A 24,876-nucleotide genomic window follows, 5' to 3' on the forward strand; every position below is an offset into this window, starting at 1 on the left:
ACTGGCGGCCGGCTGCCCGCCCGTCCTGCTCGGCGAATGGCCGACCGGCGCCGGCACCGGGGAGGCACTGCTGGAGGCGGCCCTGGCCGCCCTGGTGGACGCCGAGGCCCGCGCCGCGCTGGCCGCCACCCCCTTCCCCGACCCCGGCCGGGACGCGGCCGGCCACTGGCTGCACGCCCTCGCCACCCCCTCCGGCGAGGTCGAGGCCCCGCCCGAGGACTTCGCCGAGCTGCGCCGCCGGATCACCGACTGGTACGCCACCGCCGAGCCCGCCGACCCCGCGCTGCGGCTCTGCTTCCGCCTGGTCGAACCGCTCGGCCCCGCCGACGACGACCCCGACGGCAGCCCCTCCGACGACGCCTGGCGGCTGGAGTTCCTGCTCCAGGCCGTCGACGAACCCTCCCTGCTGGTCCGCGCCGCCGACCTCCACGAGGGCGGCCCGGCCTACGCCGCCCTCGCCCGCAAGGAGCGGAACCCGCAGGCCGCCGGCCCGACCGACACCCTGGTCGCCGAACTCGCCCGCGCCGCCCACCGCTGGCCCGCCCTGCACGGGCTGCGCCACCGCTCCCGCCCGTCCGTCCTCCCGCTCGACCGCTCCGGCGCCCTCGACTTCCTGCGCACCGCCGCACCCGCACTCGCCGAGGCCGGCTTCGGCGTCCTGCTGCCCGCCTGGTGGCGCCGCCGCCCCCGGCTCGGGCTCGCCCTGCGCGCCACCACCCCGCCCGCCCCCGGCACCCTCGCCGTCACCAGCCAGGTCGACCGGGACGCCGTGGTCGCCTTCCGCTGGCAGGCCGCCCTCGGCCCGGACGGCACCCCGCTCACCGAGCAGGAACTCGCCGAACTCGCCGCCGCCAAACAGGGCTTGGTGCGGGTCCGGGGCACCTGGCTGGAGGCCGACCCGGCCCAGATCGCCGCCGCGCTCGCCTTCCTCGCCGAGCAGCGCGACGGCCTGCTGGCCACCGCCGACCTGCTGCGCCTGGCCCTCGACCCGGACGCCACGGTCGCCGGACTGCCGGTCACCGGCGTCCGGGTGGACGGCCCGCTCGGCGACCTGCTGGCCGGCGCCGCAGCCACCCCCGCCGCGCCCGAAGTTCCGCCCCTGCCCGCGGATTTCCACGCCGAACTGCGCCCGTATCAACAGCGCGGACTCGCCTGGCTGACGACCATGTCCCGACTCGGCCTCGGCGCCGTACTGGCCGATGACATGGGCCTCGGCAAGACCGTCCAGACCCTCGCCCTCCTCGCCGCCGAGCGGGCCGAACGCCCCGAAGCCGCCGCCCCCACCCTCCTCGTCTGCCCCATGTCCCTGGTCGGCAACTGGCAGCGCGAGGCCGAACGCTTCGCCCCCGGCCTGCGGCGCCACGTCCACCACGGCTCCGACCGCCTCGCCGCCGGTCAACTCGCCGACGCGGTACGGGGCGTGGACCTGGTCATCACCACCTACGGCCTGGTCCAGCGCGACCTCGCCGCGCTGCGCGCGATCCGCTGGCGCCGGGTGGTCGCCGACGAGGCGCAGCACATCAAGAACACCGGCACCGCGCAGTCCCGCGCGATCCGCGCACTGCCCGTCACCCGGCACCGGATCGCCCTGACCGGCACCCCGGTGGAGAACCGGCTCGCCGAACTGCACGCCGTACTGGACTTCGCCAACCCCGGCCTGCTCGGCCCGGCCGAACGGTTCAAGGAGCGCTACGCGATCCCGGTCGAACTGCACCGCAGCCCCGAGCGCACCGCCGAACTCCGGCGCCGCACCGCCCCGTTCGTGCTCCGCCGGCTCAAGTCGGACCCTGCGGTGGCGGCGGAGCTGCCCGCCAAGCAGGAGATGACCGTCTGGTGCAACCTCACCGCCGAACAGGCCGGCCTCTACCAGGCGGTGGTCGCCGACCTGCTCCAGCGGGTCGAGGGCATCCGGGGCGTGGAGCGGCGCGGCACGGTGCTGGCCGCGATCGGCAAGCTCAAGCAGGTCTGCAACCATCCGGCCCAACTGCTGCACGACGGTTCACCGTTGGGCGAGCGCTCGGGCAAGGTCGCCCGGCTCGCCGAACTGCTGGAGGAGGCGCTGGCCGAGGGGGACCGCACCCTGGTCTTCACCCAGTACGCCGAGTTCGGCACCATGCTCCGCCCGTACCTGGAACGCCGACTCGGTGAGGAGGTGCTCTACCTGCACGGCGGCGTCCCCCGCACCCGCCGCGAGGAACTGGTCGAACGCTTCCAATCCCCCGACGGCCCCGGGGTGTTCCTGCTCTCCCTGCGGGCCGGCGGCACCGGCCTCAACCTGACCGCCGCCAACCAGGTGATCCACCTGGACCGCTGGTGGAACCCGGCGGTCGAGGAACAGGCCACCGACCGCGCCTTCCGGATCGGCCAGCGCCGCGACGTCCAGGTCCGCCGCCTGGTCTGCGTCGGCACCGTCGAGGAGCGCATCGACGAACTCCTCACCGCCAAACGCCGGTTGGCCGACACCGTGGTGGGCGCGGGAGAACAGTGGCTCACCGATCTCCCCGCCGAGGCCCTGCGCGAACTGGTCACCCTCACCCGCGAGGACGCCGTCGCCGAGGAGGACACATGACCGAACAGCCACCGCCCCCCAAGACCCCGATGGTCAACGTCGCGGCCTACTGGCGCGGCGACTTCACCCTGCGCCCGGAACCCCCGGACGAGGAAACGGACGAACCCTCGCTGCACCGCCTCGGCCGCTCCGGCATCACCACACACGGCCGCGACCTCGCCACCCTGCTCGCCCCCGCCTACGAAACCTTCCGTTCCTAGGGCCCGTCTTCAAACCCCCGCCCCCGGGCGGTAGCGTCCTGGGGGTGACCGACACGCCCGACACCCGGCTCGCCGCCTTCGAACAGCACCGGCGGATGGTCTTCGGCATCGCCTACCGGATGCTCGGCAGCGTCGCCGACGCCGAGGACCTGGTCCAGGACACCTGGCTGCGCTGGAGCCAGGTCACCGGCCCGGTCGCCAGCCCGGCCGGCTACCTGGCCCGTACGGTCACCAACCTCGCCCTCAACCGCCTCGACTCGGCCGCCGTCCGCCGCGAGTCCTACGTCGGCCCCTGGCTGCCCGAGCCGCTGGTCGCCGAGCCGGACGCGACCGACGGCGTCGAGCGCGCCGAGAGCGTCTCGCTCGCCCTGCTGGTGGTGCTGGAGAGCCTCTCCCCGCTGGAGCGGGCGGTGTTCGTCCTCAAGGAGGCCTTCGGTTTCTCCTACCTGGAGATCGCCGAGGCCCTGGAGCGCACCGAGGCCGCCTGCCGCCAGGTCGGCAGCCGGGCCCGGGCGCACGTGCGCGCCCGCCGTCCCCGCTTCGACGCCCCGCCGGGGCTGCGCCGCCGGGCCACCGACGAGTTCCTGGCGGCCTGCGTCGGCGGCGACCTCAACCGGGTGCTCGCCCTGCTCGCCCCCGACGTCACCACCTGGAGCGACGGCGGCGGCGTGATCCGCGCCGCGCTGCGGCCGGTCACCGGCGCCGAGAACGTCGCCCGCTTCATCCTCGGCGTGCTCCGCCAGCTGGGCGAGGGCGCCGGCGTCCGCCCGGTCCTCGTCAACGGCCAGCCCGGCCTGCTGATCACCGTCGACGGCGCCGTCGACTCCGTCTCGGTCCTCGACTTCACCGAGGGCCCGGACGGCGCCCTCCTGGTCTCCTCCATCCGCGTCGTCCGCAACCCCCACAAGCTCGCCCACCTGGCTTGACCCTCGACCAGGTCGAGCCCCGAGAGTCACCGGCATGGAGAGCGAGCTGCACAGCATCGGCGAACTGGCCCGCGCCAGCGGCCTGGGCGTGGGCACCCTGCGCTACTACGACGGCGCCGAGGTGCTCACCCCCGCCTGGGTCGACCCGCAGACCGGCTACCGCTGGTACCGGCCGGACCAACTCGCCGACGCCCGGTTGCTGGCCCGGCTCCGCCGGGTCGGCCTGCCACTGACGGGCATCCGCGCCGTCCTGGCCGGCCACGAGGCCGACCGCGTCCTCGACGCCCACCTGCGCCGGCTGGAGGACGGCCTGACCGACGCCCGCCGCGAACTCTCCCTGATCCGCACGATGATCGAGCAGAGGGAGCACCCGATGACCACCACCCCCGCCGACCTGCGCCTCACCGTCCGCGCCGACGGCCTGGCCGCCGCCCTGGACGCGGTCCGCTTCGCCGTCTGCGACGACCCCGAACTGCCCTCCCTCGCCGGAGTGCTGTTCGAACCGGACGGCCCGGTACTGCGCCTGGTCGCCACCGACCGCTACCGGATGGCCCTCGCCGAACTGCCCGCCATCGGCGCCCCCCAGCAGCCGGCTCCCGGCACCCCCGTCCCCACCGCCCTGGTCGACGCCCTGCGGGCACTGCTCCCCGACGGCCCGGCCGACGTCACCCTCATCCTCGGCGGCGGCACCTTCCGCGCCGAAACGGGCGGCCACCGGATCGAGGGCACCGCCCCGGACCTCGACTACCCCGACCACCGCGCCGCCACCCGCCTCGACCCCCGACACCGCGTCACCCTGCCCGCCGCCGACCTCCGCGCGGCCATCGAAACCGGCACCACCCGCACCCTCCCCTCCGGCCCGCACGGCGCCGACTGCCAGGTCACCGTGCTGACCCTCACCGAGGACGGCCACCTCACCGTCACCGACGACCCCACCCCCGACGAGCTCCACATCGCCGTCAACCGCGACTTCCTGCTCGACGCCCTGCACGCCGCCCACCCCGCACAACTCCTCCTCGAACTCGGCGGCCCCATCGCCCCCCTCGCCATCCGCACCCCCGGCCGCACCGGCACCTACTCCGTCCTGATGCCGATCCGCCTCCCGCAAAGCCCCTGACCCGCCGTCTGCGAGGATCCTCCGGGTGAGGACCGAACACGAAGTCCCGACCCCCGACGGCGGCCGACTCTGGGCCGAACGCCGAGGCGCAGGCAGCCCGGTGGTGCTGCTGCACGGCTCCGGCATGGACTCCCGGCTCTGGGACGCCGTCATCCCGGCCCTGGCCCGCCACCACGACGTGATCCGCTACGACGCCCGAGGCCTCGGCCGCTCCACACCCCCGGGAGCAGCCCTTCGACGACCTGGCCGACCTCCGCACCGTCCTGGACCACTTCGGCCTCACCCGCCCCGCCCTGGTCGGCCTCAGCATGGGCGCCAACTCACCGCCCTCCTCCTCCCACACCTCGCCTGACCCCATCCCCATCCCCACCCCGCACCCCCACCCCCCACGGGCGCGCCAGGGCGAAGCCCCCACCCACCTCCCCCACCCACCCACCCCCTCCCCACCAGGCGAGAGGGACGCGCTGCGGAAGGGGGCGGCGCAGGGGGTGGCTGCGGAGAGGGGCGTGACGGGTGATTTTCAGACTGCCAACGGCGCCCAGGCCCCCGCGATGAGGGTCGGCAGTCGGAAAATCACCCAGCCCCCGGAGCGCCCACCCCCGGAGCCGCCCCCGGCACCCACCCTCCCGAGAGCCCCCCGACCACCCCAGAACCCCCCGGCCGCTTGCGGCCGCTAGCACTGTGCTTGCAATAGCAAGCACCCTCCTGCAAGCTACCCCCATGGCCTCCCTCAACGTCGCCTCGCTAGGCGAGTACATCCGCGAGCAGCGCCGCAACGCGCAGTACTCGCTGCGCCAGCTGGCGGAGGCCGCCGGTGTGTCCAACCCGTACCTCAGCCAGATTGAGCGAGGGTTGCGCAAGCCGAGCGCGGAGATCCTGCAGCAGATCGCGAAGGCGCTGCGGATCTCGGCGGAGACGCTGTACGTCCAGGCCGGGATCCTGGAGGAGCGGCGGGGTGAGGGCCTGGAGTTGCGGGCCTCGATCCTGGCCGATCCGCTGATCAACGAGCAGCAGAAGCAGGCGCTGCTCGCGGTCTACGACGCCTTTCTCAAGGAGAACGCCGCCTCGGCCTCCACCCTGACGACCGACGGCGCGGCCACCCAGAACACCCACCGGGAGGACCGGTAAGCATGCCGATCACCGACGAGATCAAGAAGACCCTCACCGACCCGACCCCGCTGTACGCCCTGGCCGGCGCCGGGGACCTCGCGTACGAGAAGCTGCGCGAGGTGCCGGGCAAGGTCGAGGCCCTGGCGGCGGACCGCCAGGGCGCGCAGGAGATGGCGACCGCCAGGCTGCAGGAGGCGCAGGGGCTGTTGGCCGGTGCGCCGGCCAAGGTCACCGAGGCCGTCACCGCGCTCCCCACCGATCTGAAGGTCCTGCAGGAGCGGGCCCAGGGCTTCGCCCTGCAGCAGGTGGCGCGCGCGGTCGAGCTGGCCGTCCGGGCCAAGGAGACCTACGACGAGTTGGCCGAGCGCGGCAAGGTCGTCGTCGACAAGGCCCGCCCGCAGACCGACCCCGCTCAGGCCGTCGACCTCACCCAGGCCGTCGACCCCGCCTCGGAAGCCGTCCGGCCCGACGAGCCCCTCGACGCCGAGCTCGTGGACGAGACCGCCCCCGCCCCGAAGAAGCCCACCAGGGCCCGGAGGAGTGCCCCCGACGCCACGGAGTGACCCCTGCCCGCCGCCCGGGGCACATCCGCCGGCGGCGGGACGTTCACACCGTGCGGGCGGCCGCCGTGCCAGGATGGGCGGCGGCCGGGGCGCAGCAAGCCGAGAGACGTAGGAGATCGCGATGACCGGAGTGTTCCAGATCCTGGCCTTTTCCTACCTGAACCCGTTCTGGTGGATGGCCGTGGCCATCCTCGGCTACAAGTTCTTCGCGCTGGTCGACGCGGCCACCCGCCGGGAGGACGCCTACCGGGCGGCGGACAAGAAGACCAAGGGGTTCTGGCTGGCCGTCCTGGGCATCAGCTTCGGCTGGGACCTGCTGTTCGGGGCGAACTTCCTCGGCAGCATCGGCACCCTGGCCGGCCTGGTGGCCTCCATTGTCTACGTGGTGGACGTCCGCCCCGCGATCAAGGCCCTGACCGGCGGCAGCGGCCGCGACGGCCGGAGCAACACCGGCCCGTACGGCCCCTGGTAGACGGAACGACGCCGCAGCCCGGGAGGGGAGTCACCCCTCCCGGGCTGCGGCGTGTCCGGCTCAGCCCAGAATCAGCTGCACCGGGTTGCGCTCCAGCAGCAGCACCGCGACGTCGTCCGTCAGCGCCCCGCCGTTCAGCTCCTCGACCTCGGCGATCACGCTGTCGACGAGTCGCCCCCGGGTGAGCCCGGCGGACTGGTGGTCGGCGATCAGGTCGGCGATTCCGTCCTGGCCGAGGCGGCGTGATCCGGCTCCGACCCGGCCCTCGATCAGCCCGTCGGTGTAGAGCAACAGCCGCCAGCCGGGCTGGAGTTCGAACTCGTGGGCGGGCCAGGCGGCCTCCCCGTCGTGGCACGGCAGCAGGCCGAGCGCGGGCCCGGCGAGGTCGGCGGGCAGCGAGGTCGGGGCGTGGTCGCGGCCGAGCAGCATCGGCGCCGGGTGCCCGGCGAGGTAGAGGCGGGCCCGTTCGCCGCTGCCGAGTGAGTCGAGTTCGGCGCTCCGGCCGCCGCCGGGTTCGATGACGATCATGCAGAGCGTCGCGAAGATCTCGTCGCTGCGCCGTTCGTGCTCCAGTACGTGCTGGAGGGTGGTGAGCAGGGTTTCGCCGGTGAGGCCGGCGAAGACCAGGGTGCGCCACGCTATCCGGAGGGCGACGCCGAGCGCGGCCTCGTCCGGGCCGTGGCCGCAGACGTCGCCGATCACGACGTGGACGGTGCCGTCGTCGGTGCGCACGGCGTCGTAGAAGTCGCCGCCGAGCAGGGCGCGGCGGCGGCCGGGACGGTAGCGCCGGGTGAAGGAGAGTCCGGCGCCGTCCAGCAGCGGGGTGGGGAGCAGGTGGCGCTGCAGCCGGGCGTTCTCCTGGCCGCGCAACTCGGCCTCGACCAGGCGCCGCTGGGACTCGTCGGCGCGTTTGCGTTCGACGGCGTAGCGCAGGGCGCGGGCCAGCAGCGGGCCGTCCGTCTCGTGCTTGAGCAGGAAGTCCTGGGCGCCCGCGGCGACGGCGGCGGCGCCGAGCTCGGCTCCGCCGGCGTCGGTGAGCACCACGACGGGGAGGTGCGGGGCGCGGCGGAGCAGTTCGTGCAGGGCTTCCAGGCCGTCCGAGGTTTCGCCGGCCTGAGCGGCCGGGGAGGCGAGGTCGAGCAGCACGCAGCCGAACTCGCCGCCGCGGGAGCGTCCGCGCCGGGTGGCGGGGGAGGACTGGGCGAGCAGCGGGGTGGCCTGTTCGAGGCCGCGGGCCCAGTGGATCTCGATCGAGGTGCCGCTGTCGGCGACCGCGGCCTTGATCAGTTGGGCGTCGGAGGCGTCGTCCTCGATGACCAGCAGCCGCAGTGGCGCGGCGGCGCCGTCGACGGGCCTCTCCAGGGGCGCCGGGGCGTGCGCGACCTCGGCGAGGTGGGAGGGGTGGCGGGTGCCGTGCGCGGTCCGGTGCGGCTGCGAGCGGGGGTGGGGTATCGGGGGAGTGGCCGTGGCCGGCCCGGTCGTCGCCTGGCGCGTACGGGCATGGCCGACGGGGGCGCCGTCATGGGCGCCCGGCAGGTCCGCGGCACCAGGTGCCCGCCCGTCTCCCGTTGCGGGCATCGGTGGTTCCTCCCTTTCCCCGACTGCGTAACGGCCGGCGTCCGTTCGCGGTGCCCGCCTGGCACCGCGCGTCGGGGAACTTCTCGCGACCATAACGTGATCTCCGGGGATATCTCTGGCCGACCGGCGCCGTTGTGGTTATTGCCACGCCGGTGGCGGGGTGGTGATCGGATTCGGACAACGGCTCGGATCCCGGTCCGGTGGCTGCCGGACGGGTCCGGGGAAGGGGGCAGGTGATGGTGACGCGGATCACCCTGATCGAGGGTGACATCACGGAACAGCGGGTGGACGCGGTGGTGAACGCCGCCAACTCGTCCTTGCTGGGCGATGGCGGGGTGGACGGCGCGATCCACCGCAGGGGCGGGCCGCAGATCCTGGAGGAGTGCCGCCGGCTGCGGGCCTCGCACTGGGGCAAGGGGCTGCCCACCGGGCGGGCGGTGGCGACCGCGGCCGGGCGGCTGCCGGCCCGCTGGGTGGTGCACACCGTCGGGCCGGTGTACCTGGCGGAGGAGTACGGGGAGCGGGCTGGGCTGCTGGCCTCCTGCTATCGCGAGTCGCTGCGTACGGCGGCCGGGTTGGGCGCGCGCACGGTGGCCTTCCCGGCGGTGTCGGCCGGGATCTTCGGCTGGCCGCCGGCGGACGCGGCCCGGATCGCGCTCGGTACCGTCGCCGAGGTGCTGGGCGGCGGTGACGCGTCGGCGGGTGCGGAGCTGGCGGAGGTGCGGTTCGTGCTGTTCGGGGCGGAGATGTACGGGGTGTTCGAACGGGCTCGGGAGGAGCTGTTCGGGCCGGAGGGCTGACGACCGGCCGCGCTGCGGGGCTGGGCAGGGTGAGCACCGGGCGGCGTGTGGTGTCGCCGCCCGGCGGTCTCCATCGTGGCGTGACGAGGCGTCAACGCGCCAGAGATATTCGATAACTCGTTCGAGTGAATGCGGTGGTTCGCTCTCCAGCGCGGGCGCGCGGCTACGGCGCGAGCGCCGTCCAGGGCAGCGTGACCTCGCCCTGCCGCCACCGCCCGCGCGCGTCCACCAGCGGCCAGCTGCCCGCCAGCGCCGTGCAGGCCGCCACCCAGCGCTGCCGCGCCCCGAACGCCCCGTACGGCGCGGCCGCCGCCCAGGCCCGGTCGAAGTCGGTCAGGAAGGCGTGCACCGGCCGCCCCGGCACGTTGTGGTGGATCAGCGCCTTCGGCAGCCGTTCGGCCAGGTCGGAGGGCTGGCCCAGGCCGCCCAGCCGGGCCGCGAAGGTCACCGTCCGGGGCCCCTCCGGCCCCAGCGCGACCCAGACGTGCCGCCGCCCGATCTCGTCGCAGGTGCCCTCGACCAGCAGCCCGTCCGGGGCGAGCCGGGCGCACAGCCGTTCCCACACCCCGGCCACCGCCGCCTCGTCGTACTGCCGCAGCACGTTGGCCGCCCGGATCAGCTGGGCCGGCCCGCCGCCGTCCAGCGGCACCTCGAAGCCACCGCGCCGGAAGGTGAGCAGCGGCGGCTCGGCGTACGGCAGCGCGGCCGCGACCCGCTCCGGCTCGATCTCGATCCCGACCACCCGGACGTCGGGGCGCACCGTGCGCAGCCGTCCGGCCAGCTCCACGGCCGTCCACGGCGCCGCGCCGTAGCCGAGGTCGACCGCCACCGGCGGCCGTCCGGCGGCGCGCAGCGCCCGGCCCAGGGTGTGGGCGATCCAGCGGTCCATCCGGCGCAGCCGGTTGGTGTTGGTGGTGCCCCGGGTGACCGTCCCGACCGGCCGTCCGGTCCGTCCGCGGGCGGGCGCGGCGGTCGCGGGGTCGAAGGAGGCAGCCATGCCCAGAAGGGTAGTCGGCGCCCGCCGGGCCGGTCGGACACCGTCCTGGCCTGCGCGGATGGCGGCCCGGACGACCGGTCGCCGGGACCGGGAATGCCGGACGACCGTGAGGTGGTTGGCACACTGGTGGTGATGTGTGCCCGGGACGGGGCAGCGCACACCGGACCTGTGGCGGCCCGTTCACGCGGACCGCCGAGACGGGCCGCACACGAGGAGGCTTCAGCCAGGTGATCCAGCACCCCGTCCGTTCGGTACGCCGTGCCCAGTCCGCCGCGCCCGCGCGTGGCCGGCTGCAGTCGCTCGTCCCGGGCCGTCGCCGCCCGCGCCGGATAGCGATGCTCAGCGTGCACACCTCGCCGCTGCACCAGCCCGGCACCGGGGACGCCGGCGGGATGAACGTCTACATCGTCGAGCTGGCCAAGCGCCTGGCCGAGCTCAACATCGAGGTCGAGGTGTTCACCCGGGCGATCTGCTCGGACGACGCGCCGACCGTCGAGCTGGCGCCGGGCGTGCTGGTCCGGCACGTCACCGCCGGGCCGTACGAGGGCCTGGTCAAGGAGGACCTGCCGGCCCAGCTGTGCGCCTTCACCCACGGGGTGCTGCGGACGGAGGCGGGCCACCGCCCCGGCCACTACGACCTGGTGCACTCGCACTACTGGCTCTCCGGGCAGGTCGGCTGGCTGGCCGCGCAGCGCTGGGGGGTGCCGCTGGTGCACACCATGCACACCATGGCGAAGGTCAAGAACGCCGCGCTGGCCGAGGGCGACACGCCCGAGCCCGCGGCCCGGGTGATCGGCGAGACCCAGGTGGTCGAGGCGGCCGACCGGCTGATCGCCAACACCACCGAGGAAGCCGCCGAACTGGCGCTGCACTACGCCGCCCGGCCGGACCAGCTGGCCGTCGTCCACCCCGGGGTCAACCTGGACGTCTTCCGCCCCGGCGGCCCGCGGGCCGGGGCCGACGCCCGGGCCCGGCTGGGCCTGCCGCAGGACGCCGCGGTGCTGCTGTTCGCCGGGCGGATCCAGCCGCTGAAGGCGCCGGACGTGCTGCTGCGGGCGGTCGCCGCGCTGCTGGAGAGCCGTCCGGAGCTGCGCGAGCGCCTGGTGGTGCCGGTGGTCGGCGGGCCGTCGGGCACCGGGCTGGCCCGCCCGGAGAGCCTGCACAAGCTGGCCGCCCAGCTGGGCATCGGCGACGTGGTGCGCTTCCACCCGCCGGTCGGCCAGGCCCGGCTGGCGGACTGGTACCGCGCGGCGACGGCCCTGGTGATGCCCTCGTACAGCGAGTCCTTCGGCCTGGTCGCGCTGGAGGCCCAGGCCTGCGGCACCCCGGTGGTGGCGGCCGCGGTCGGCGGCCTGCCGGTCGCGGTGCGGGACGGCGAGTCCGGCACCCTGGTGCACGGCCACGACCCGCTGGCGTGGGCGCACGCGCTGGAGCCGTACGTCACCGACCCGGCGCTGGTGGCCCGGCGCGGCGCGGCGGCGGCCCGGCACGCGGCCGCCTTCGGCTGGGGCACCGCCGCGGCGACCACCGCCGAGGTGTACGCCGGCAGTCTGGCCCGCCCGGCCGGCCGACTGGCGGTGGCCCGCCGGCGCTGACCGCCCGTACGGGCCGGGCGGCCGGCCGCGCTCCCCGGCCCCTGACCCGAGGTCACGGCGCCGGGTAACGTCACCCCCATGGCAATCCGCACCAAGGACGAGGCCCTGACCCTCCTGCGCACCGCCCTGGACGACGCCGGGGTGGCCTGGGAGCCGGCCGCCACCGACCCGTACACCCTGGTGGCGGCCCTCCCGGGCACCCGCAAGCTGAGCACCACCTGCGCGCTGCGGGTCGGCGACCACACCCTGTCGGTGAACGCCTTCGTGATCCGCCGCCCGGACGAGAACCACGAGGCCGTCTACCGCTGGCTGCTGGAGCGCAACACCCGCCTCTACGGCGTCGCGTACGCGATGGACGCGCTCGGCGACGTCTACCTGGCCGGCCGGCTGCCGCTGGAGGTGCTCACCCCGGACGCCGTCGACCGGCTGCTCGGCACGGTGCTGGAGAACGCGGACGAGCCCTTCAACACCCTGCTGGAGCTGGGCTTCGCCTCGGCGATCCGGCGCGAGTGGGAGTGGCGCACCAAGCGCGGGGAGTCCACCCGCAACCTGGCCGCCTTCGCCCACCTGGCCGCCCCGGCCGCCGACTGACCGGCCGCCGGTCGGCCGACCCCGGCCGGGCGCTCAGGCGCCCGCCGGGGTCCTCTCGGTCTTCTCGGTCCTCTCGGTCCTCTCGGTCTCCGACGGGACCGCGACCACGGCCACGGTCCCGGTCCGGCGGCGCCCCGCCGCACCCGTACGGCGGGCCAGCACCACGTACCCGAGCGCGGCGGCCGTCCCGACCGCCCCGCAGACCGACCACAGCACCGCCGGACCGGCGTACTGCAGCAGCAGCCCGCCGCCCGCCGGGCCGAGGAGCGAGGCGAGCGACCAGGACAGCCCGTAGACGCCCTGGTAACGGCCGCGCCCGTGGGTCGGCGCCAGCTCGGCGACCAGGCCCATCATCACCGGGGTGTGGAGGATCTCGCCGACCGTCCAGACCGCCACCGAGAGCGCGAACAGCCAGGCCGAGGAGCCGGCCAGCGCGGCCAGCCCGAAGCCCCAGCCGGTGAGCAGGCAGCTGGCGATCAGCATCCCGGTCCGCGAGCGGCCCTCCATCCACCGGGTCAGCGGGATCTGCAGCACCACGATCAGCAGCCCGTTCAGGCCGATGACCAGCCCGTACTGGGTGGACGGGATGCCGGAGGCGCCCATGTCCACGGCCAGTGTGGTGCTGCCCTGCTGGAACACCAGGGCGACCAGCAGGGTCAGCCCGACCAGCGCCATGAAGGGGGCGTCCCGGAGCACGGTGAGCAGACTGATCCCCGGTTCGGCGGAGCCGTCGGCCGGCCCGGTCGGGGCCTGCGGCCGGGTCTCCGGGATCCGGATGAAGATCACCACGGCGCAGACCAGGGTGGTGAGGGCGTCCAGCAGGAACAGCGTGAGGTAGCCGTGGGTGGCGATCAGCCCGGCCGCGGCGGCGGAGAGGCCGAAGCCGATGTTGATCGCCCAGTAGTTCAGCGAGTAGGCCCGGACCCGGTCCTCGGCCGGCACGAGGTCGGCGATGATCGCCGACGTGGGCGGCCGGGTGGCGTTGTTGCAGAGGCCGACCACGAAGGCCACCACCGCGATCGCCACCTGGCCGTCCATGAAGCCGAGCACGGTGGTGGACGCCGCGGTGCCGAGCTGGGCGGCGACCAGGGTGGGGCGGCGCCCGATCCGGTCGGTCAGCACGCCCGCGCCGATCGCCGCGATCGCCGAGCCGGCCCCGAACAGCGAGGCCACCAGGCCCGCGTAGGACGCCGAGTAGCCCCGTACGGTGGTCAAGTACAGGGCCAGGAAGGTGACGACGAACGAACCGAGCCGGTTCACCAGGGTGCTCACCCAGAGCCACCAGAACTGCCGCGGCAGCCCGCCCACCGTCTCGCGCACCAGTCTTCGGATCCGGGGATTGGCGGCCAGGGCGACGAGCATGTGGGGGCTCCCGAGGGCAGGCGTCCGCTGAGCGGCGCGGGCAGGCCCGGACAGCCGACGGATGTAAGCGGCAGATGGCAGTTGCACACATTACACAGCAGTCCAAGGTCCCCACCAGGGGTTTTCGGGCCCTCCACTAAGCTGGGCGCCATGGCTGACACGACGTACCGACTCATCCTGCTCCGCCACGGCGAGAGCCAGTGGAACCAGAAGAACCTGTTCACCGGTTGGGTCGACGTCGACCTCAACGAGAAGGGCGAGAAGGAGGCCGCCCGCGGTGGCGAGCTCCTGGCCGCCGAGGGCCTGTTCCCCGACGTGGTGCACACCTCGCTGCTGCGCCGTGCCATCCGCACCTCGCAGATCGCCCTGGACAAGGCCGACCGCCACTGGATCCCGGTCAGCCGCAGCTGGCGCCTGAACGAGCGCCACTACGGCGCGCTGCAGGGCAAGGACAAGGCCCAGACCCTGGCCGAGTTCGGTGAGGAGCAGTTCCAGCTGTGGCGCCGTTCCTACGACACCCCGCCGCCGGCGCTGGCCGACGACGCGGAGTACTCGCAGGCCGGTGACGCCCGCTACGCCGACATCCCGAGCGAGCTGCGTCCGCGCACCGAGTGCCTGAAGGACGTCGTCGAGCGGATGCTCCCGTACTGGTACGACGCCGTCGTCCCGGACCTCGCCGCCGGCAAGACCGTCCTGGTCACCGCCCACGGCAACAGCCTGCGCGCGCTGGTCAAGCACCTCGACGGCATCTCCGACGCCGACATCGCGGGCCTGAACATCCCGACCGGCATCCCGCTGGTCTACGAGCTGGACGCCGACTTCAAGCCGGTCGCCAAGGGCGGCCGCTACCTGGACGCGGACGCCGCCGCGGCCGCCATCGAGGCGGTCAAGAACCAGGGCAAGAAGTAGCCCGCTTGCCGCGAAGGCCCCGCTCCCGGTTCACCGGAGCGGGGCCTTCGTCGTTCAACCCGCTTGCACCGTGCGACAGTTGGGGCTCGGCTCAAAGTGGTTCAGACCATTGACGGGCGCTGCTGCCGACTCCTACCGTGAAGGCGCCGGGCTGGCGCAGACATGCCAAGGATTCCCCCATGTCCCGGGCCGCCGCACCCCCAACGCGCGCGCGTCTGTGCCCCGGCGCACTCTCCATCCACCCCCACGGAGGAGCACCATGCGCACACGTCATCTGGTCGGGGCGGCCGTCGCCGCACTGGCCGTCCCACTCACCCTGGCCTTCCCGGCCCAGTCCCACGGCTACATCACCACCCCGCCCAGCCGGGCCGCGCTCTGCGACGCGGACGCGAGCGCCGTCCCGTGGGACTGCGGCGACATCCAGTGGGAGCCGCAGAGCGTCGAGGGCCCGAAGGGCTTCCCGGCCGCCGGGCCCTCCGACGGCACCATCTGCGCCGGCGGCAACTCCCGCTTCGCCGAGCTGGACGACCCGCACGGCGGGGCCTGGCCGACCACGCCGGTGACGGCGGGCCAACAGCTCACCTTCACCTGGAAGTTCACCGCCCGGCACGCGACCACCGACTTCGAGTACTACCTCACCAAGCCCGGCTACGACGCCGGTCAGCCGATCACCCGGGACAGCCTCGACCTGACGCCCTTCCTGACCGTCCCCTACGGCGGGAAGCAGGTGCCGAGCACGCTCAGCCACACCGCGACCGTCCCGAGCGGGCGCACCGGGCACCAGGTGGTCGTCGCGGTCTGGACGATCGCCGACACCGGCAACGCCTTCTACTCCTGCACCGACGTCCAGTTCTGAGGGTGCGGGCGGCTTCGACGCGAGGCGTCCCGGGGTGCACGGTCGTGCACCCCGGGACGCCCGCGGTCTCCGCCGCGGCGGACTGCCTCAGTGGCCGCCGCAGCAGCCGCCGTCGGCGCCGCCGCACTGGCAGGGCGCGCCGGACTGGCAGCCGCAGCCGCAGCCCGGGCCGCAGCCGCACCCGGCCGCGAGGACGGGCAACAGCTTCGGGGCGGGCGGCTCGACGGTGGTGTGGGCGGATGCCGGTCGGGTCGGGTTGGCCTTCATCGAGCTCTTCCCTCCTAGTGACGGGCGCACTCCGGTGCCCCCACCGTCGAGTGAAGCCGCCGTTCGGAGGGAGCGTCAACAGGCGCGCAGTGGTGGAACGTTCGGACATCCGTGCGCCCGCACCACCCTCGCCACAGGTTTACTCACCCCTGGGGGTGGGCGGGGCTCACTCAGCCCCAGCGGCCTCGGCGGCCTCGGTGGCGGCCACGAACTCGGCCACGTGCTCGCCGGTCACCAGGTAGACCACGCGCTTGGCGACCGACACCGCGTGGTCCGCGAAGCGCTCGTAGTAGCGGCCGACCAGCGTGATGTCGACGGCGGTCTCGATGCCGTGGTGCCAGCGGTCGTCGATCAGGTGCGACAGCAGCTCGCGGTGCAGGGCGTCGATCCGGTCGTCGTCCTGCTCCATCTCCAGGGCCTTGTCGACGTCCTTGGTGGCGATCACCAGGCCCACCTTGGCCACCAGGCGCTGGGCGAGCTGGCCCATCTCCAGGACGGTGGAGTGCAGGTCGGCGGGCACCGCCGACTCGGGGTAGCGCATCCGCGCGACCTTGGCGACGTGCCGGGCGAGGTCACCGCAGCGCTCCAGGTCGGCGCTCATCCGCAGCGAGGTGACCACGATGCGCAGGTCGGTGGCGACGGGCTGCTGCCGGGCGAGCAGATCGATGGCGCGGTTCTCGAGCTCGTGGTGGAGGTCGTTGATCTTCTCGTCGGCGGCGATCACGCCCTCTGCCAGCGCCAGGTCCGCGTCGAGGAGTGCGGTGGTGGCCCGGCCCAGGGCGGAGCCGACCAGCCGGGCCATCTCGATCAGGCTGTCGCTGATCGCATCGAGTTCCTCGTGGTACGCGTCGCGCATGTTCTCTCCTCAGTAGCTGTGTCGGTGGCGGTGCCGACCGGTCAGCCCGTCCGACCGCCGTTCCGGCGTCGGGCGACCGCTGCTGGTGGCGCGAATCGTACGCGCACACCCGAGACCGTGGCCGCTGTTCGGCACGGAGATCTCTCCCACACGGGCTGCATGGCCAACTCTGTGCCGTTCGGGCGACGACGCACGGCCGGTGCGGTGAATCGGCAGCTACGTGAAGGTGAATTCTCGGCAACGCATGGTCGATGCCTTGACTCAGCCCTTGGGGAGTGGCCAGGCCGTGCGCTTACGCTGACCACATGGACGTGAATGTGGCCGCTGCCGCTGCCTGTGCCATAGCCGGGCTCGGCGTCGGCCTCACCGCCTCCATCGCCTTCCGCTGGAGCGAGCGCGAGCAGGCCAAGGGCAAGTACACCAGCGGCAAGCAGTACGGCCGGCACCAGACACTGGGCACCGGCAACCCGGAGCCCCCGCTGCCGCCGGGGGTCGACACCGTGCTCTCGGTGCTCCGCTCCTGCGCGATCGTGCTGGGCGAGGGCGACGAGGTGGTCAAGGCCAGCTCGGCGGCGTACGCGATGGGCCTGGTGCGCGGCGGTGCCGTCGCCGTGGACCAGATGCTCGCGCTGGCCCGGGCCACCCGCCGGGACGGCGAGATCCGGCAGGTCGAGCTGGAGGTGCCCCGCCCGGGCGCGGCCCGCGCGGCCGAGCCGCTCGCGGTCTCCGTCCGGGTCGCCCCGCTGGGCTCCCGGCTGGTGCTGGTGCTGGTCGAGGACCAGACCGAGCGCCGCCGGGTGGAGGCCGTCCGCCGGGACTTCGTGGCCAACGTCAGCCACGAGCTGAAGACCCCGGTCGGCGCCCTGTCGCTGCTCTCCGAGGCGGTCGCCGACGCGGCCGACGACCCGGAGGCGGTGCAGCGCTTCGCCGGCCGGATGCAGGTCGAGGCGACCCGCCTGGCCAGCCTGGTGCAGGAGATCATCGACCTTTCCCGGGTCCAGGACGACCGGCTGATGGTCGACCCGGAGCCGGTCGCGGTGGACGAGCTGATCGCCGAGGCGATCGACCGCTGCCGCCAGCAGGCCGCCGCCAAGCAGATCCTGATCGCGGCCGGCGGCATCGCCGGGCTCTACCTGCACGGCAACCGCGGCCAGCTCGCCGCGGCGCTCGGCAACCTGGTGGAGAACGCCGTCAACTACAGCCCGCCCCGCACCCGGGTGGCCATCGCCACCCGCCGGATCTCCAGCGCCGCCGCGCTCGGCGAGGCGGACGGCGAGCTGATCGAGATCTCGGTGACCGACCAGGGCATCGGCATCTCCGAGAAGGACCGCGAGCGGGTCTTCGAACGCTTCTACCGGGTCGATCCGGCCCGCTCCCGGCAGACCGGCGGCACCGGCCTCGGCCTGTCCATCGTCAAGCACGTGGCCGCCTCGCACGGCGGCACCGTCTCGGTGTGGAGCGTCGAGGGGCAGGGCTCGACCTTCACCATCCGCCTGCCCGCCGGCCAGGCCCCCGCCGACGACGACCTCGACGACGACCTCGACGACGACCTCGACGACGAGGTTGATGACGACCTCGACGGTATCGGCCACCTCGACGCCATCGACGACGACGAACCCCGCGACGAGCCCGGCGCCGGGCCCGCCACGGCACCCCGGACCCTCACCACGGACCGCACCGACCGTGCGGCCCGTTCGCTCCCCGCCGGGGAGCGGGAACAACCCCTGACAAAGACAACCCAGCTTGCCCCGGAGGCCTGATCGTGACCCGAGTACTGGTGGTCGAGGACGAGGAGTCGTTCAGCGACGCCCTCTCGTACATGCTCCGCAAGGAGGGCTTCGAGGTGGCCGTGGCCGCGACCGGCCCCGACGCCCTGGAGCAGTTCGAACGCAACGGCGCCGACCTCGTCCTGCTCGACCTGATGCTGCCGGGCCTGCCGGGTACCGAGGTCTGCCGCCAGCTCCGGGTGCGCTCCAACGTCCCGGTGATCATGGTGACCGCCAAGGACAGCGAGATCGACAAGGTCGTCGGGCTGGAGATAGGTGCGGACGACTACGTCACCAAGCCGTACTCCACCCGTGAGCTGGTCGCCCGGATCCGCGCGGTGCTGCGCCGCCGCGGCGAGGACGGCGGCGCGGGCGACAACGGCGGCGGCCCGGGCGCCCTGGAGGCGGGCCCGGTCCGGATGGACGTGGACCGGCACGTGGTGACGGTGGACGGCGCCAAGGTCGACCTCCCGCTCAAGGAGTTCGACCTGCTGGAGATGCTGCTGCGCAACGCGGGCCGGGTGCTCACCCGGATGCAGCTGATCGACCGGGTCTGGGGCGCGGACTACGTCGGCGACACCAAGACCCTGGACGTCCACGTGAAGCGCCTGCGGGCGAAGATCGAGCCCGACCCGGGCGCGCCGCGCTACCTGGTCACGGTCCGCGGCCTGGGCTACAAGTTCGAGCCGTAAGCCGCGGTCCCGCGAAGACGCGGAAGGCCCCCGTCGACGGTCGTCGGCGGGGGCCTTCCGCGTGGCGTGCCACCCGCCGCGGACCGGGCGACCGGTCACGGGGACGCACGAAGCCTCCCGCCGGCCCCGGAAGGGCCCGCGGGAGGCGGGGTGCACCGGGTCAGTGCGCGGCCGGAGCCGTGGTGCCGGAGACCGGCGCGACCGGGGCACCCGTGGTGGCCGGCGTGGTGGCACCGGTCGCCGGGGTGGTCGGCGCGCCCGGGGTGGTGGCGCCGGTGGCCGGGGTGGCCGGGGCGCCCGCGGCGGGGGAGGCGCTCTTGGTGGGCGCGGCCGACGGGGTCGGACCGTAGCCCTGGTAGGGGCCCTTGTCCGAGTCCGGGCTGACGCCGGCCTGGGCGGCGACCTTCTGGCCGTCCTTGAAGGTGAACGTCGTGAGGGCGAAGCCGCCGACGTGGACGGAGGCGGAGCTGACGGAGGCGGACGGGTTGCCCTGTCCGCCGATCGCCACCGCGCCACCCGCCGGGATGACGATGCTGGGCTGCGGGGCGCCCGCGGCGTCCGCGAAGGTCGCGCTGGCAGTGCCGACGGTGATCGACTGCAGCTCGGCCGGGATGTTCGCCGTGTTGGAGATGTTCACGACCACGTTGGCGGGGCCCGTGTAGTCACCCGAGGCGCTGACCCCGGTGACGATCACGATGTTGTTCAGTCGGAGGTTCGTCCCAAGGGTCGCCGCCGCGTTGTCCGGCTTGATCTGCAGGGTGTCCGGCGTGTTGCTGGCGGCGCAGGAAGAAAGCGAGGCGATGGCGATGGCGGCGATGGCGGCGATGCTGCCGCGTCGAAGGCTGCGGCTCACGGCGGCGGCTCCTAGGTCACATGTCGACAGGTCAGGTCTCAGATTATCGACCTCACTTATGCGGTCCTCACGGGGTGGTCCCCGTGTCGCACTCCAGAGGCCCCTCGGGGGCCGGACGGCGGTACCGCCGGCATGAACCGATCATCGGGAGGACAAGCTTCGACCAAGATCGAATAACGATCCGGTCACGACCCGGGAAAGGGTGAAAGCTCAAGATCCAATCATGGCCGCAGGGGTGTTGCGCAAGGGTTTCGTCGGAGGTCGGAACCGCCTCCGACCTGCGGGAAGCCCCTGTCGAACATCGGTCGCAGCACGTCATGGGGGTCCTTGTCAAGCCCCGAGACCGGCCCTGACCTGCGAAAACGCCCTTCGGGTGGGCCGCAAGGCGTGTTATTCTGGAAAGCCACGGAAGGGGTCCTGTCACATGACGTTCAAGGTTGGCGACACGGTGGTCTACCCCCATCACGGGGCCGCGCTGATCGAGGCCATCGAAATTCGCCAGATCAAAGGTGTGGACAAGACCTACCTGGTGCTCAAGGTGCAGCAGGGAGACCTGACGCTCCGCGTGCCCGCCGAGAACGCGGAGTTCGTCGGCGTGCGCGATGTGGTCGGCCAGGAGGGTCTGGACCGGGTCTTCGAGGTGCTCCGCGCACCGTACACCGAAGAGCCGACCAACTGGTCCCGTCGCTACAAGGCGAACCTGGAGAAGCTCGCCTCGGGCGACGTTATCAAGGTCGCCGAGGTCGTGCGCGACCTCTGGCGTCGCGAGCGCGAGCGCGGCCTCTCGGCCGGCGAGAAGCGCATGCTCGCGAAGGCGCGCCAGATCCTCGTCAGCGAACTCGCGCTGGCGGAGAACACCAACGAGGACAAGGCGGAGACGCTGCTCGACGAGGTCCTCGCCTCGTAGTGCGGTCGGGCTGCCGCCCCATCGCCCACAGCGCCCGGTGCCGGCGTGCCGCTCCCAGGACGAACCGTCCGGGAGTGGTGCAGTGGCACTCCGGGCGCTGAGGCGTGTCCGGACGACGCCCCCCACCCGAGCCGGTCCAGGCCCTGCAAGACCGTTTCTGCGCAGTTGTGCGGCGGACAGTGGACCAGTGGTTCTTCGGAAGGGGCCCCCGCGCCCGCCGGGCACGCCATGGCCATACCCACTTCGCCGAAGGAGTGAAACCTGAACGCGTCAGGAGCAGTCGCAGCAGCAGTGGTGCCCGCCGCCGGACGCGGTGAGCGGCTGGGGCCCGGCGCCCCGAAGGCCCTGCGGGAACTGGGCGGAGTGCCGCTCCTGGTGCACGCCGTACGGGCCCTCGCGCGCAGCCGGGCGGTCGGCCTGGTCGTGGTCGCCGCGCCCGCCGACGGGGTGGCCGAGGTGGTCGCCCTGCTGGACAGCCACGGGCTGGACGGCAAGGACATCCGGGTGGTGGCCGGCGGCGCGACCCGCCAGGAGTCCGTCCGGCTGGGCCTGGCCGCGATCCCCGAGGAGGTCGGGATCGTCCTGGTGCACGACGCGGCCCGCCCGCTCGTCCCGGTCGAGGTGGTGGACGCCGTCGCGGCCGCCGTCCGGGCCGGGGCTCCGGCCGTGGTGCCCGCGGTGCCGCTGGCCGACACCGTGAAGCGGGTCGAGCCGAACCCGGGCCACCCCGAGCCGGTGCTCGACACGCCCGAGCGGTCCACCCTGCGCGCGGTGCAGACCCCGCAGGGCTTCGACCGGGCCACCCTGGTCGAGGTGCACGCCAAGGCGCTGGCCGAGGAGTCCGCCGGCGGCGCCGACGCCCCGCCCGTCACCGACGACGCCGGACTGGTGGAGCGCTACGGCGGCACGGTCGTCGTGGTGCCCGGCCACGAGGAGGCGTTCAAGGTCACCCGTCCGTTGGACCTCGTGCTCGCCGAGGCCGTACTCGCCCGCCGGAGGGCCGCCGATGCCTACTGAGCCCCTGATCCCCCGGGTGGGGATCGGCACCGATGTGCACGCCTTCGAGGCCGGTCGCCCGCTGTGGGTGGCCGGACTGGAGTGGCCGGACGCCGAGTTCGGGCTCGCCGGGCACTCGGACGCCGACGTCGCCGCGCACGCCTCCTGCGACGCGCTGTTCTCGGCCGCCGGGATCGGCGACCTGGGCGCCCACTTCGGCACCGACCGCCCCGAGTGGGCCGGCGCCTCCGGGGTGAAGCTGCTCGGCGAGGCGGCCCGGCTGGTGCGCGAGGCCGGCTTCGAGATCGGCAACGTCTCGGTCCAGGTGATCGGGGTGCGGCCGAAGATCGGCAAGCGGCGGGCCGAGGCGCAGGCGGCGTTGTCCGGGGCGGTCGGCGCTCCGGTCTCGGTCTCCGGCACCACCACCGACGGCCTGGGCCTGACCGGCCGGGCCGAGGGGCTGGCCGCGATCGCCACCGCCCTGGTGTACGAACGGCGTTGAGCCCCCGTCGGTCGGTCGGCCGGAAATAGACCGGTGTTGACGGGTGTTCACCGGATGTCGCGGGGGCCCGAATCGGTAGGGTTCGGTCCGGGCCCGCGCGGAGCTCACCCTCGGGCCGGACCGCCGCCGACGAGAAGAGGATTTCGATGAGTGCCCAACTCTCCGACCGTGCCAAGGCGTTGATCGACGGCAAGAGTTTCGCCGTGATCACCACGATCCAGCCGGACGGCAGCCCCCAGTCCTCGGTGGTCTGGGTCAAGCGGGACGGGGACGACATCCTGTTCTCGACCGTCGAGGGCCGCCGCAAGCACCTCAACCTGGTGAAGGACCCGCGGGTCTCGCTGCTGATCAACCCGCCGGAGAACCCGTACGAGTACCTGGAGGTCCGCGGTTCGGTGGCGCTGACCACCGAGGGCGGCCGGGAGCTGATCGACGAGCTGGGCCTCAAGTACCGCGGCGAGGAGAAGTACGGCTACGACGGTCCGGACGACGTCCGGGTGGTCGTCCGGCTCTCGCCGCGCAAGGTGGTCGGCAGCATCTGACCGAGCCGGACCAGCCGTGATTCCCCGGGGCGGCCCCGCCGTTCCCCGGGGAACGTCCTCCCGTTCCCGGTTAATGTCGCGGGGCACCCCCCGCCGCCCACTACGCTTGACGCTGTGAGCATTCGTCTGTACGACACCAGCACCCGCCAGGTACGCGACTTCGTCCCGCTTGTACCGGGTTGTGTCTCGATCTACCTGTGCGGCGCTACCGTCCAGTCGGCGCCACACATCGGGCACATCCGGTCCGGGCTCAACTTCGACATCATGCAGCGGTGGTTCGCCTACCGCGGCTACCAGGTGACCTTCGTCCGCAACGTCACCGACATCGACGACAAGATCATCGCCAAGGAGCGCGAGCTCGGCACGCCGTGGTGGCAGATCGCGTACGAGAACGAGCGCGCCTTCAACGACGGTTACAGCGCGCTCGGCTGCCTCTCGCCCACCGTCGAGCCGCGGGCCACCGGGCACGTCCCCGAGATGATCGAGATGATGCAGGGGCTCATCGGGAAGGGCCACGCGTACGCGGTCGACGGCAACGTCTACTTCGACGTGAAGTCGTACCCCGACTACCTCGCGCTCTCCAACCAGAAGCTCGCCGACCTGCGCCAGCCCGAGGGCGACGGCGAGACCGGCAAGCGCGACCAGCGCGACTTCGCGATGTGGAAGGCCGCCAAGCCGGGCGAGCCGAGCTGGGAGACCCCGTGGGGCCGCGGCCGGCCGGGCTGGCACCTGGAGTGCTCGGCGATGGCCCACAAGTACCTGGGACCGGCCTTCGACATCCACGGCGGCGGGCTGGACCTGATCTTCCCGCACCACGAGAACGAGATCGCCCAGTCCAAGGCCTACGGCGACGACTTCGCCGCCTTCTGGGTGCACAACGCCTGGGTCACCATGGCCGGCGAGAAGATGAGCAAGTCGCTCGGCAACTCGGTGCTGGTCTCCGAGATGGTCCGCGCCTGGCGGCCGATCGTGCTCCGCTACTACCTGGGCGCCGCGCACTACCGCTCGATGATCGAGTACAGCGAGGACGCGCTGCGTGAGGCCGAGGCCGGTTTCGGCCGGATCGAGGGCTTCATCCAGCGGGCCGTCGAGCGCTGCGGCAAGGTCGACGCGGCGCCCGAGGTGCCGCCGGCCTTCGCCGAGGCGATGGACGACGACTTCGGCGTCCCGCAGGCGCTGGCCGTCGTGCACACCGCCGTCCGCCAGGGCAACAGCGCCCTGAACGCGGACGACAAGGAGAGCGTGGTGGCGCGACTGGCCGAGGTCCGTGCGATGCTCGGTGTACTGGGCCTCGACCCGCTCGACCCGCACTGGGCCGGGACGGAGCGCGGTGAGGACCTCCACGGCGTGGTCGACTCGCTGGTCCGTCTGGTCCTGGACCAGCGGCAGGCAGCGCGTCAGCGCAAGGACTTCGCCACCGCGGACGCCATCCGCGACCAGCTCGGCCTGGCCGGGCTGGTGATCGAGGACACCCCGTCCGGCCCGCGCTGGACGATCAACAGCCAGTAACCCCATCTGACGATCGGGGTGATGGGTGGGCCGTACCGAACCGGTGCGGCCCTCCCGCATGACGTAGCGCATGCCGTAGGCCGCCGCCGCACCGAGCGGGGCGGCCGGGCATGCCGGACAGACAGGAAGTACAGCCATGGCCGGCAACAGCCAGCGCAGGAACCGCCGCAACCCCGGATCGAAGAAGGGCGCGTCTGTCGGTACCGGCGGGCACAGCCGGAAGGCTCTGCAGGGCAAGGGCCCGACCCCGCCCGGCGCGGAGCGCAAGGGCCACCCCAAGCAGCGGGCCGCCAACGCCGCGATCAAGCGCGAGCGGGACGCCAAGGCCCGGGCCGGTATGC

Annotated in this window: 26 protein-coding genes and 1 pseudogene; 21 read left to right on the forward strand and 6 right to left on the reverse strand. The window is 73.5% G+C overall.

The features are described 5' to 3' along the window. The 8 genes from BG452_RS06005 to BG452_RS06035 form a co-directional block, all read left to right on the forward strand. On the forward strand, positions 1-2,569 hold a 2,569-nt coding region (locus BG452_RS06005; RefSeq protein ID WP_188303116.1), incomplete at its 5' end, for a DEAD/DEAH box helicase. Next, entirely contained in the window at positions 2,566-2,769 is a 204-nt protein-coding gene (locus BG452_RS45340) for a hypothetical protein (RefSeq protein ID WP_223241820.1), read from the forward strand. The genes BG452_RS06005 and BG452_RS45340, both read left to right, overlap by 4 nt. 44 nt (positions 2,770-2,813) lie before the next feature. Continuing rightward, positions 2,814-3,695: an RNA polymerase sigma-70 factor gene (locus BG452_RS06010; RefSeq protein WP_317620920.1), complete on the forward strand. Its 882-nt coding sequence runs from the start codon at positions 2,814-2,816 to the stop codon at positions 3,693-3,695. Between the two features lie 34 nt (positions 3,696-3,729). Continuing rightward, positions 3,730-4,812 carry a MerR family transcriptional regulator gene (locus BG452_RS06015; RefSeq protein ID WP_188303117.1) on the forward strand — a complete coding sequence of 361 codons (1,083 nt, stop codon included), beginning with the start codon at positions 3,730-3,732 and terminating at the stop codon, positions 4,810-4,812. Between the two features lie 103 nt (positions 4,813-4,915). Beyond that, a complete protein-coding gene (locus BG452_RS06020) occupies positions 4,916-5,164 on the forward strand; it encodes an alpha/beta fold hydrolase (protein WP_411292885.1) in 249 nt (82 codons plus the stop codon). A 368-nt stretch (positions 5,165-5,532) separates the two neighbouring features. Next, a complete protein-coding gene (locus tag BG452_RS06025) occupies positions 5,533-5,940 on the forward strand; it encodes a helix-turn-helix domain-containing protein (RefSeq protein ID WP_188303118.1) in 408 nt (135 codons plus the stop codon). 2 nt (positions 5,941-5,942) lie between these two features. After that, positions 5,943-6,485: a hypothetical protein gene (locus tag BG452_RS06030; protein ID WP_188303119.1), complete on the forward strand. Its 543-nt coding sequence runs from the start codon at positions 5,943-5,945 to the stop codon at positions 6,483-6,485. A gap of 121 nt (positions 6,486-6,606) precedes the next feature. After that, complete coding sequence (locus BG452_RS06035; RefSeq protein ID WP_188303120.1) at positions 6,607-6,957, forward strand: DUF2516 family protein; 351 nt, start codon at positions 6,607-6,609, stop codon at positions 6,955-6,957. A 60-nt stretch (positions 6,958-7,017) separates the two neighbouring features. Here BG452_RS06035 and BG452_RS06040 read toward each other — a convergent pair whose 3' ends face one another. Continuing rightward, entirely contained in the window at positions 7,018-8,535 is a 1,518-nt protein-coding gene (locus tag BG452_RS06040; RefSeq protein WP_188303121.1) for a PP2C family protein-serine/threonine phosphatase, read from the reverse strand. A gap of 239 nt (positions 8,536-8,774) precedes the next feature. Here BG452_RS06040 and BG452_RS06045 point away from each other — a divergent pair, with 239 nt between their 5' ends. Further along, a complete protein-coding gene (locus BG452_RS06045) occupies positions 8,775-9,335 on the forward strand; it encodes an O-acetyl-ADP-ribose deacetylase (protein WP_317620921.1) in 561 nt (186 codons plus the stop codon). A gap of 163 nt (positions 9,336-9,498) precedes the next feature. On the opposite strand, the gene BG452_RS06050 is transcribed toward BG452_RS06045, so the two are convergent. Beyond that, positions 9,499-10,332 carry a class I SAM-dependent methyltransferase gene (locus BG452_RS06050; RefSeq protein ID WP_188303123.1) on the reverse strand — a complete coding sequence of 278 codons (834 nt, stop codon included), beginning with the start codon at positions 10,330-10,332 and terminating at the stop codon, positions 9,499-9,501. A gap of 227 nt (positions 10,333-10,559) precedes the next feature. Between BG452_RS06050 and mshA the strand changes: the two genes are divergently transcribed. Together mshA and BG452_RS06060 are read left to right on the forward strand one after the other, a co-directional pair. Next, positions 10,560-11,927, forward strand: coding sequence for a D-inositol-3-phosphate glycosyltransferase (gene mshA, locus BG452_RS06055; RefSeq protein WP_411292884.1), 1,368 nt, complete (start codon positions 10,560-10,562; stop codon positions 11,925-11,927). 78 nt (positions 11,928-12,005) lie between these two features. After that, entirely contained in the window at positions 12,006-12,518 is a 513-nt protein-coding gene (locus tag BG452_RS06060) for a YbjN domain-containing protein (protein WP_188303124.1), read from the forward strand. A gap of 33 nt (positions 12,519-12,551) precedes the next feature. On the opposite strand, the gene BG452_RS06065 is transcribed toward BG452_RS06060, so the two are convergent. Next, positions 12,552-13,880: an MDR family MFS transporter gene (locus BG452_RS06065; protein ID WP_188303125.1), complete on the reverse strand. Its 1,329-nt coding sequence runs from the start codon at positions 13,878-13,880 to the stop codon at positions 12,552-12,554. A 150-nt stretch (positions 13,881-14,030) separates the two neighbouring features. Between BG452_RS06065 and BG452_RS06070 the strand changes: the two genes are divergently transcribed. Together BG452_RS06070 and BG452_RS06075 are read left to right on the forward strand one after the other, a co-directional pair. Beyond that, positions 14,031-14,789 carry a phosphoglyceromutase gene (locus tag BG452_RS06070; RefSeq protein ID WP_188303126.1) on the forward strand — a complete coding sequence of 253 codons (759 nt, stop codon included), beginning with the start codon at positions 14,031-14,033 and terminating at the stop codon, positions 14,787-14,789. A 259-nt stretch (positions 14,790-15,048) separates the two neighbouring features. After that, the gene (locus BG452_RS06075) at positions 15,049-15,645 is read left to right on the forward strand and encodes a lytic polysaccharide monooxygenase (protein WP_188303127.1); all 597 of its coding nucleotides are present in this window, start codon (positions 15,049-15,051) and stop codon (positions 15,643-15,645) included. A gap of 87 nt (positions 15,646-15,732) precedes the next feature. Here the strand turns inward: BG452_RS06075 and BG452_RS06080 are convergent, their stop codons facing one another. Both BG452_RS06080 and phoU read right to left on the reverse strand, forming a co-directional pair. After that, on the reverse strand, positions 15,733-15,912 hold the full coding sequence (locus BG452_RS06080) for a hypothetical protein (protein ID WP_188303128.1): 180 nt from the start codon (positions 15,910-15,912) through the stop codon (positions 15,733-15,735). A gap of 166 nt (positions 15,913-16,078) precedes the next feature. Beyond that, positions 16,079-16,768 carry a phosphate signaling complex protein PhoU gene (phoU, locus tag BG452_RS06085; RefSeq protein WP_188303129.1) on the reverse strand — a complete coding sequence of 230 codons (690 nt, stop codon included), beginning with the start codon at positions 16,766-16,768 and terminating at the stop codon, positions 16,079-16,081. Between the two features lie 305 nt (positions 16,769-17,073). Here phoU and BG452_RS06090 point away from each other — a divergent pair, with 305 nt between their 5' ends. Together BG452_RS06090 and BG452_RS06095 are read left to right on the forward strand one after the other, a co-directional pair. Beyond that, positions 17,074-18,528 carry a sensor histidine kinase gene (locus BG452_RS06090; RefSeq protein WP_223241821.1) on the forward strand — a complete coding sequence of 485 codons (1,455 nt, stop codon included), beginning with the start codon at positions 17,074-17,076 and terminating at the stop codon, positions 18,526-18,528. A gap of 2 nt (positions 18,529-18,530) precedes the next feature. Continuing rightward, positions 18,531-19,226: a response regulator transcription factor gene (locus BG452_RS06095; RefSeq protein ID WP_031069385.1), complete on the forward strand. Its 696-nt coding sequence runs from the start codon at positions 18,531-18,533 to the stop codon at positions 19,224-19,226. A 160-nt stretch (positions 19,227-19,386) separates the two neighbouring features. Here BG452_RS06095 and BG452_RS06100 read toward each other — a convergent pair whose 3' ends face one another. Next, the gene (locus BG452_RS06100) at positions 19,387-20,079 is read right to left on the reverse strand and encodes a DUF461 domain-containing protein (protein ID WP_188303130.1); all 693 of its coding nucleotides are present in this window, start codon (positions 20,077-20,079) and stop codon (positions 19,387-19,389) included. Positions 20,080-20,503: 424 nt separating this feature from the next. Between BG452_RS06100 and BG452_RS06105 the strand changes: the two genes are divergently transcribed. The 6 genes and pseudogenes from BG452_RS06105 to BG452_RS06130 form a co-directional block, all read left to right on the forward strand. Further along, on the forward strand, positions 20,504-20,986 hold the full coding sequence (locus BG452_RS06105; protein WP_030244332.1) for a CarD family transcriptional regulator: 483 nt from the start codon (positions 20,504-20,506) through the stop codon (positions 20,984-20,986). Between the two features lie 291 nt (positions 20,987-21,277). After that, the gene (gene ispD, locus BG452_RS06110; protein WP_188303131.1) at positions 21,278-22,003 is read left to right on the forward strand and encodes a 2-C-methyl-D-erythritol 4-phosphate cytidylyltransferase; all 726 of its coding nucleotides are present in this window, start codon (positions 21,278-21,280) and stop codon (positions 22,001-22,003) included. Beyond that, a complete protein-coding gene (gene ispF, locus BG452_RS06115; RefSeq protein WP_188303132.1) occupies positions 21,993-22,484 on the forward strand; it encodes a 2-C-methyl-D-erythritol 2,4-cyclodiphosphate synthase in 492 nt (163 codons plus the stop codon). Before ispD ends, ispF begins: the two co-directional genes overlap by 11 nt. Before the next feature lie 146 nt (positions 22,485-22,630). Then, positions 22,631-23,026, forward strand: coding sequence for a PPOX class F420-dependent oxidoreductase (locus BG452_RS06120; RefSeq protein WP_188303133.1), 396 nt, complete (start codon positions 22,631-22,633; stop codon positions 23,024-23,026). A 114-nt stretch (positions 23,027-23,140) separates the two neighbouring features. Further along, on the forward strand, positions 23,141-24,535 hold the full coding sequence (cysS, locus tag BG452_RS06125; RefSeq protein WP_188303134.1) for a cysteine--tRNA ligase: 1,395 nt from the start codon (positions 23,141-23,143) through the stop codon (positions 24,533-24,535). A gap of 136 nt (positions 24,536-24,671) precedes the next feature. Next, a pseudogene (locus tag BG452_RS06130) lies at positions 24,672-24,876 on the forward strand (23S rRNA (guanosine(2251)-2'-O)-methyltransferase RlmB); the annotation flags it as partial.

The sequence above is a fragment of the Streptomyces sp. CBMA123 genome (assembly GCF_014596465.1).
In the GTDB taxonomy this organism is placed as follows: Bacteria; Actinomycetota; Actinomycetes; order Streptomycetales; family Streptomycetaceae; genus Kitasatospora.

Bases quoted from the DNA above. Each gene is read 5' to 3' on its own strand.
- BG452_RS06030 (WP_188303119.1), top strand. From the start codon at position 5,943: ATGCCGATCACCGACGAGATCAAGAAGACCCTCACCGACCCGACCCCG.
- BG452_RS06105 (WP_030244332.1), top strand. From the start codon at position 20,504: ATGACGTTCAAGGTTGGCGACACGGTGGTCTACCCCCATCACGGGGCC.
- phoU (WP_188303129.1), bottom strand. From the start codon at position 16,768: ATGCGCGACGCGTACCACGAGGAACTCGATGCGATCAGCGACAGCCTG.
- BG452_RS06060 (WP_188303124.1), top strand. From the start codon at position 12,006: ATGGCAATCCGCACCAAGGACGAGGCCCTGACCCTCCTGCGCACCGCC.
- BG452_RS06120 (WP_188303133.1), top strand. From the start codon at position 22,631: ATGAGTGCCCAACTCTCCGACCGTGCCAAGGCGTTGATCGACGGCAAG.
- ispF (WP_188303132.1), top strand. From the start codon at position 21,993: ATGCCTACTGAGCCCCTGATCCCCCGGGTGGGGATCGGCACCGATGTG.
- BG452_RS45340 (WP_223241820.1), top strand. From the start codon at position 2,566: ATGACCGAACAGCCACCGCCCCCCAAGACCCCGATGGTCAACGTCGCG.
- BG452_RS06015 (WP_188303117.1), top strand. From the start codon at position 3,730: ATGGAGAGCGAGCTGCACAGCATCGGCGAACTGGCCCGCGCCAGCGGC.
- BG452_RS06075 (WP_188303127.1), top strand. From the start codon at position 15,049: ATGCGCACACGTCATCTGGTCGGGGCGGCCGTCGCCGCACTGGCCGTC.
- BG452_RS06035 (WP_188303120.1), top strand. From the start codon at position 6,607: ATGACCGGAGTGTTCCAGATCCTGGCCTTTTCCTACCTGAACCCGTTC.
- BG452_RS06090 (WP_223241821.1), top strand. From the start codon at position 17,074: ATGGACGTGAATGTGGCCGCTGCCGCTGCCTGTGCCATAGCCGGGCTC.
- BG452_RS06065 (WP_188303125.1), bottom strand. From the start codon at position 13,880: ATGCTCGTCGCCCTGGCCGCCAATCCCCGGATCCGAAGACTGGTGCGC.
- BG452_RS06050 (WP_188303123.1), bottom strand. From the start codon at position 10,332: ATGGCTGCCTCCTTCGACCCCGCGACCGCCGCGCCCGCCCGCGGACGG.
- BG452_RS06025 (WP_188303118.1), top strand. From the start codon at position 5,533: ATGGCCTCCCTCAACGTCGCCTCGCTAGGCGAGTACATCCGCGAGCAG.
- BG452_RS06070 (WP_188303126.1), top strand. From the start codon at position 14,031: ATGGCTGACACGACGTACCGACTCATCCTGCTCCGCCACGGCGAGAGC.
- BG452_RS06040 (WP_188303121.1), bottom strand. From the start codon at position 8,535: ATGCCCGCAACGGGAGACGGGCGGGCACCTGGTGCCGCGGACCTGCCG.
- BG452_RS06080 (WP_188303128.1), bottom strand. From the start codon at position 15,912: ATGAAGGCCAACCCGACCCGACCGGCATCCGCCCACACCACCGTCGAG.